The organism is Streptococcus sp. k-90 (assembly GCF_013277565.1).
Taxonomy (GTDB): Bacteria; Bacillota; Bacilli; order Lactobacillales; family Streptococcaceae; genus Streptococcus.
The window spans coordinates 46123-53248 of record NZ_VMNE01000017.1 but is presented as its reverse complement, the minus strand read 5'-3'; the positions used below and the strand labels follow the sequence as shown (position 1 = coordinate 53248).

The following is a 7126-nucleotide window of genomic DNA, read 5'->3' as shown; positions in this document are numbered from 1 at the left end:
CTAGTTTCCTAGTTTGCTCTTTGATTTTCATTGAGTGTAAATAAAAAAACAGAACTAGCATGAACTAGTCCTGTCTATTTTTACCCAATCACACTTCCGTTTGGTACAGCTGGATCAACTGTGAGAAGGGTTAATTGTCCATCATGTTCAGCTGATAGGATCATACCTTGGCTGACATATTTCTTCATCATTTTACGAGGTTTGAGGTTAGCAACAATTTGGACTTTCTTGCCGACCAATCCTTGTTCATTTGGATAGTATTTTGCAATTCCTGAAAGAATTTGACGATCTTCTCCATCCCCAGCATCTAAGCGGAATTGAAGCAACTTATCTGAACCTTCTACTTTAGACACTTCTTTGACTTCTGCGACACGGATTTCGACCTTGTCAAAGTCTTCAAACTTGATTTCTTCCTTGTTTAGTTTGAGTTCAACTTCATCTGGGTTCCACTCTTTTTCGACGGCTGGTTTGTTGCCTTCCATTTGTTCCTTGATATAGGCGATTTCTTCTTCCATATCGAGGCGTGGAAAGATTGGTGTTCCTTTGGCAACAACAGTCACACCAGCAGGGAAATCTGCCAGGCTCAAGTTTTCAAGGCTAGAAACTTCTGCTAGACCAAGTTGAGTCAAGACTGCACGACTAGTTTCCATCATAAATGGTTCAATCAAGTGAGCTACGACACGAAGGCTAGCTGCCAAGTGACTCATGACACTTGCCAATTGGTCACGAAGAGCTTCATCCTTAGCCAAGACCCATGGAGCTGTCTCGTCGATGTATTTGTTAGTACGAGAGATAAGAGTCCAGACTGCTTCTAAAGCACGTGGGTAGTCAACTGCTTCCATGTGTGTATGGTAGTCAGCAATTGATTGTTCTGCTACTTGAGCAAGAGCATTGTCAAACTCTGTTACACCCTCTACATAGGCAGGGATTTGACCATCAAAATACTTGTTAATCATGGAAACAGTACGGTTGAGGAGGTTTCCTAGGTCATTAGCCAATTCATAGTTGATACGGCCTACATAGTCTTCAGGAGTGAAGGTTCCGTCTGATCCAACTGGAAGGCTACGCATGAGGTAGTAACGAAGTGGATCTAGTCCATAACGCTCTACCAACATTTCAGGGTAAACGACATTCCCTTTAGACTTAGACATCTTGCCGTCTTTCATGACAAACCAACCGTGGGCAATCAAACGATCTGGCAATTTGATATCCAACATCATAAGAAGGATTGGCCAGTAGATTGAGTGGAATCGAAGGATGTCTTTTCCAACCATGTGGAAGACAGTTCCATTCCAGAACTTGTCAAAGTTACCATGTTCATCTTGACCGTAGCCAAGAGCTGTCGCATAGTTAAGAAGGGCATCAATCCAAACGTAGACAACGTGTTTTGGATTTGATGGGACTGGTACTCCCCATGTAAAGGTTGTACGAGAAACTGCCAAATCCTCTAAACCTGGCTCGATAAAATTGCGAAGCATTTCATTCAGACGACCATCTGGAGTGATAAATTCAGGATGAGCTTTGAAAAATTCTACCAAACGATCTTGGTATTTGCTGAGACGAAGGAAGTATGATTCTTCAGAAACCCATTCCACCTCGTGACCTGATGGAGCGATTCCACCAGTCACATTTCCAGCTTCGTCACGGAAAACTTCCGCAAGCTGACTTTCTGTAAAGAATTCTTCATCTGAGACTGAATACCAGCCAGAGTATTCACCCAAATAGATGTCATCTTGAGCAAGCAAGCGCTCAAAGACCTGTGCGACAACTTTTTCATGGTAGTCATCCGTTGTACGGATGAATTTATCGTATGAGATATCTAGTAATTGCCAGAGTTCTTTGACTCCAACTGCCATCCCATCAACATAGGCTTGAGGTGTGATTCCAGCTTCTTCTGCTTTTTGCTGGATTTTTTGACCATGCTCATCAAGACCTGTCAAATAAAAGACATCGTAGCCCATGAGGCGTTTGTAACGAGCTAGGACATCACAAGCGATGGTTGTGTAGGCAGAACCAATATGAAGTTTACCAGATGGATAGTAAATCGGTGTTGTAATATAAAAATTCTTTTCAGACATAATTTTTCCTTTCCAGGCAAATGAAACCTGTTTTTCTAACACTTCATTATATCACATTTTTAAGGATTTTCGATAGAGAAATCCATACAAAAACAAGATAGACAAGTGTCCATCTTGTTGATCTTACTCATATCGAAGGGCTTCAATTGGATCAAGTTTAGATGCCTTGTTGGCTGGCAAGACTCCAAAAATCATACCAACGCTAGCCGAAACTGCAAGACTAAATAGGGCAACCGGGATTGACACTCCTACTTCTATACCCGCAATCAATCCTTGCAAGAGTATGCCCGCTATAGCGGTTAAGCCTGTCGCAATGGTTAAACCAATGACTCCGCCTAACAAGGTCAAAATCATGGATTCAATCAAAAATTGGATTAAAATATTAGCACGTGTCGCACCCAAAGCCTTACGGAGACCAATCTCACGAGTACGCTCTGTCACCGAAACCAGCATGATGTTCATAACACCAGTCCCTCCAACAAAGAGAGAAATTCCTGCGATGGCACTAATAACCGTCGTCATAAATCCAAAAAGTTGTTGTACTTCTTGGAAGGCTGCAGTCGCATCTGCCACCTGATACTCCCCTTGCTGAATACCAGCAATTTCGGTCAATTTTCTAGCTAATTCTGGTCCCACAGTTGGTGTCAAACTGGTATCATTAACACGGAAGACAATATCAGAAATCTCATCCATATTGAAATTATTTGCAAGAGAGATATTAGTCGTAATCGGAAGTCCACCAATACCAAAAGTCTTGGCAGTCTTGGCCTCATCGCTGGTATAAACACCAATGACACGATAGCTAAAGCCACCAACATCTATAACCTGGTTAACAGCTTCTTGAGCAGATCCAAACAGACTATTAGCAAGTTCTTGGTCTAGTAAAATGACACTGGCCACATCTTTATAATCCTGAGCTATGAGACTTCGGCCTGCAACAATTTCATTTTCAACCGCCTTCATGTAGGTAATATTCCCACCCGTCAAGCTAGCGCGCTCCACTTTTTTATCTTTATAGGATAGGGTGGTATTTGTTGAGTTGGTTACATAGTAACTGTCCACACCCTTAAGTTTTGCTGCCTCCTTGACCCAAGCTTCTTGCGGTTTTGGTGGTTCAACAGGAACATCCTCTTCTTTACCAGACACTGTCAAAGCTGATTGCTTTTGTGTAAAAGAACCATCTTTACTTTTGATAGGCGAGAAAAAGACATGGATATTCTTCTGTGACTTGGTCATGTTTTTATTAACTTGACGAGACATGGAATCACCTAGAGCCATAATTACAACAACTGATGAAACACCGATGATGATTCCAATCATTGTGAGAAAAGAGCGCATCTTATGTGCCATGATAGATGAAAAGGCAAATTTCAGATTCTGCATCTTAGTTTTCCTCCTTTTCTAACTGCGCACTGTCAGACGAAATAACTCCATCTCGAATGACGATCTGGCGTTTGGCATAAGCAGCGATTTCAGGCTCATGCGTTACCATGATAATGGTTTTTCCTTCTTTATTCAAGTCAACTAATAGTTGCATGATTTGGTTACCTGTTTTAGTATCCAAGGCTCCTGTCGGTTCGTCCGCTAATATGATAGAAGGATTATTTACCAAGGCACGCGCGATAGCTACACGTTGCTTTTGACCTCCAGATAATTCCGAAGGCAAATGGTGACTACGTTCTGTCAATTCAACCTTGTCTAAATACTCCTCAGCCAACTTACGACGTTTTGAAGACGAAACTCCTGCGTAAATCAAGGGCAATTCTACATTTTGCAGAGCATTGAGTTTAGATAGAAGAAAGAACTGCTGAAAGACAAATCCGATTTGTTGGTTACGAACCTTGGCTAGTTGTTTTTCACCAAGTCCAGCCACTTCTTGGCCTTCAAGATAATACTCTCCACTGGTTGGCGTATCCAACATGCCAATGGTATTCATTAGAGTAGACTTACCAGAACCCGATGGTCCCATTATGGCAACAAACTCACCCTCATTCACTTCTAGGTTGATATTTTTGAGAACCTGCAGCTCTTGGTCACCATTCCGGTAGCTTCTGCAGATATTTTTTAGACTAATTAGTTGCTTCATCAGCCTTCACCTCTTTTCCTTCCTCTAGAGAAGACGTTGGGTTACTGATGACCTTGACTCCATTTGTCAAACCTGAAGTGATTTCTTGGTTGTCTGCATCAGCATTTCCCAAACCAACTTCCACTTTCTTGGCCTTTTTCTGCTCGTCAAGTACCCAGACATAGTTCTTATCATTTTCAGTCACAACACTTGTTAAAGGAACTAGAATAGCTTTACTCTTATTCTTAACCTCAACACTTACTGAAAATCCTTGTTTCAAATCACCGATTTCACTTGTAACATCGATGGTATATGGATATTTAGAACCAGAGTTACCGCCTGCTGCTGCAGCTGCACTTGCTGCTTCGCCATTGTTTTTAGGGTAGTCAGAAATATAGCTAAGCTTACCAGTCCAGCTTTTATCTTGATAAACTTTAGAAGTAAAGGTTACTTCTTGACCTACAGATAAGTTGGCAAGGTTGTATTCAGATAGTTCACCCTTAACTTGCAAGTTTTCATTGCTAACGACATGAACTACCACCTGGCTAGCTCCAGTTGGAGATTTAGAAACATTACGGTTGACTTCGACCACAGTTCCTTCTAGAGTGCTGAGAACCGTCATTGCATCCAACTGACTTTGAGCCTTACTTAATTGTGCTGCTGCATCTGCACGAGCATCACGAGCATCACCTAGTTGTGCATCAATAGATGACACTGAATTTCCTGAGACTGGAGCTGGAGTTTGGGCTGCTGCACCTTCTCCTCCTGCTGGCGCTGGTAACTGGGGAGCTGAAGCGGCTTCATTTCGTGCTTGATTGAGTTCGTTGATATGACGGTCTGCCTTAGCGACTGCTCGGCTCGCTGAATCATAGGCCGCCTGGGCTTCTGAACTACTGTACTTGACTAAAGCCTGTCCTTCGCTGACCTTATCACCCACAGAAACAAGGATTTCATCTAAATCTCCCTTACTAGCATCAAAATAAACATATTGTTCATTTTTTGCCGTTACTGTCCCTGACAATAAAACAGAGGATGCCACGCTTCCTTCCTTGGCAACAACAAGATGAGTAGGTTCATCTTTTACAGCGGTTTGAGATGGTTGTCTAAAGAGTAAAATCCCTCCAGCACCCAATACAACTACACTTGCAGCACCGATTGCTGCATACAATTGCCACTTTTTAGCTTTACTATTCTTTTTCATAATGAAACTCCTTTTTGATTTAAAGTCCTTAACAATATTATACAAAAATTACCAAATATAAACAATAACCGTTTAGAACGAAATAATGACATTTCAGGATTCAATTATTGTTCGGAATTCATTTTACAATCATTGTACTAGTTATATAATACACTTTATTTTTCTTTTTTGCAAGCCTTTTCTTTAATTTTTTTGAACGTAGCAGATTTTTGCAATCACATCAAAAAAAAGATAGAATATGACTATCAAAAAATGACACTCTACTATTTAGAAGAGTACAAAGGAGTTTACAATGAGAGAATACGATATCATTGCTATCGGTGGAGGTAGTGGAGGAATTGCTACCATGAACCGTGCTGGTGAACACGGAGCCAAAGCGGCCGTTATTGAGGAAAAGAAACTAGGTGGAACTTGCGTCAACGTCGGTTGTGTTCCTAAAAAAATCATGTGGTACGGGGCGCAAATCGCTGAGACTTTCCATCAATTTGGACAAGACTACGGCTTTAAGACTACTGATCTTAACTTTGACTTTGCAACCCTACGTCGTAATCGTGAAGCCTACATTGATCGCGCTCGTTCTTCTTATGATGGCAGTTTTAAACGCAACGGTGTAGACTTGATTGAAGGTCATGCGGAATTTGTAGATTCTCATACTGTCAGCGTAAATGGTGAACTGATTCGCGCCAAACATATCGTGATTGCTACTGGTGCCCATCCAAGTATTCCAAATATTCCTGGTGCTGAGCTAGGTGGTTCTTCTGATGATGTATTTGCTTGGGAAGAATTGCCAGAGTCAGTTGCTATTCTAGGCGCAGGTTATATTGCCGTTGAATTGGCTGGCGTACTCCACACTTTTGGTGTCAAGACAGATCTCTTTGTTCGCCGTGATCGTCCTTTACGAGGTTTTGATTCTTATATCGTTGAAGGTTTGGTCAAGGAAATGGAAAGAACAAACTTGCCACTTCATACTCACAAAGTCCCTGTCAAGTTAGAAAAAACTGCTGAAGGCATTACCATTCATTTCGAAGATGGTACTAGTCATACAGCTAGCCAAGTTATCTGGGCTACTGGTCGCCGTCCAAACGTTAAGGGCTTGCAACTTGAAAAAGCTGGAGTAACTCTGAACGAACGTGGCTTTATCCAAGTGGATGAATACCAAAATACTGTTGTTGAGGGAATCTACGCTCTAGGTGATGTAACGGGCGAGAAAGAACTGACTCCAGTAGCTATCAAGGCTGGACGTACCCTATCTGAACGTCTCTTTAACGGAAAAACTACTGCAAAAATGGACTACTCAACTATTCCAACTGTTGTCTTTTCACACCCTGCTATCGGAACTGTTGGATTGACAGAAGAGCAAGCTATTAAAGAATACGGCCAAGACCAAATCAAGGTTTACAAATCAAGCTTTACTTCTATGTACTCTGCTTGCACTGGCAACCGTCAAGAAACACGTTTCAAATTGATCACAGCTGGTTCAGAAGAAAAAGTTGTCGGACTTCATGGAATTGGTTACGGTGTTGATGAAATGATTCAAGGATTTGCTGTTGCTATCAAAATGGGAGCAACCAAGGCAGACTTTGATGCAACTGTGGCGATTCACCCAACTGCATCCGAAGAATTTGTAACCATGCGTTAATCGAAACAAAAGAAGCAGAGCAAAAAACACTTCTAAATATCAAAAAGCGAGTATTTCCGTAGTTGGAGATACTCGCTTTCTTATGTCTTATTTTATAGTATGTTGAAATGAGATATGAAAAAATCAATTAACAAACCATAGCA

The 7126-nt window shown here is 41.5% G+C and carries 5 protein-coding genes; 1 reads left to right on the top strand and 4 read right to left on the bottom strand.

Annotated elements, in window-relative coordinates:
• Positions 1 to 80: 80 nt before the first annotated feature.
• The 4 genes from metG to HT734_RS06010 all read right to left on the bottom strand — a co-directional run bounded on the left by metG (position 81) and on the right by HT734_RS06010 (position 5347).
• Complete coding sequence (metG, locus tag HT734_RS06025; RefSeq protein ID WP_173278285.1) at positions 81 to 2078, bottom strand: methionine--tRNA ligase; 1998 nt, start codon at positions 2076 to 2078, stop codon at positions 81 to 83.
• A gap of 123 nt (positions 2079 to 2201) precedes the next feature.
• The gene (locus HT734_RS06020; RefSeq protein ID WP_001180404.1) at positions 2202 to 3461 is read right to left on the bottom strand and encodes an ABC transporter permease; all 1260 of its coding nucleotides are present in this window, start codon (positions 3459 to 3461) and stop codon (positions 2202 to 2204) included.
• Between the two features lies 1 nt (position 3462).
• Positions 3463 to 4164 (bottom strand): ABC transporter ATP-binding protein, encoded by a 702-nt coding sequence (locus HT734_RS06015; RefSeq protein WP_000811474.1) that lies wholly within the window; start codon positions 4162 to 4164, stop codon positions 3463 to 3465.
• Positions 4148 to 5347: an efflux RND transporter periplasmic adaptor subunit gene (locus HT734_RS06010; protein WP_025171703.1), complete on the bottom strand. Its 1200-nt coding sequence runs from the start codon at positions 5345 to 5347 to the stop codon at positions 4148 to 4150. Before HT734_RS06010 ends, HT734_RS06015 begins: the two co-directional genes overlap by 17 nt.
• A 289-nt stretch (positions 5348 to 5636) precedes the next feature.
• On the opposite strand from HT734_RS06010, the gene gor reads away from it, so the two are divergent.
• Positions 5637 to 6983: a glutathione-disulfide reductase gene (gene gor, locus HT734_RS06005; RefSeq protein WP_001209602.1), complete on the top strand. Its 1347-nt coding sequence runs from the start codon at positions 5637 to 5639 to the stop codon at positions 6981 to 6983.
• The last annotated feature ends 143 nt before the right edge of the window (positions 6984 to 7126 follow it).

What these genes read in the sequence shown, in the direction of transcription:
- metG (WP_173278285.1), bottom strand. Translation starts at nt 2,078, where the DNA reads ATGTCTGAAAAGAATTTTTATATTACAACACCGATTTACTATCCATCT.
- HT734_RS06020 (WP_001180404.1), bottom strand. Translation starts at nt 3,461, where the DNA reads ATGCAGAATCTGAAATTTGCCTTTTCATCTATCATGGCACATAAGATG.
- HT734_RS06015 (WP_000811474.1), bottom strand. Translation starts at nt 4,164, where the DNA reads ATGAAGCAACTAATTAGTCTAAAAAATATCTGCAGAAGCTACCGGAAT.
- gor (WP_001209602.1), top strand. Translation starts at nt 5,637, where the DNA reads ATGAGAGAATACGATATCATTGCTATCGGTGGAGGTAGTGGAGGAATT.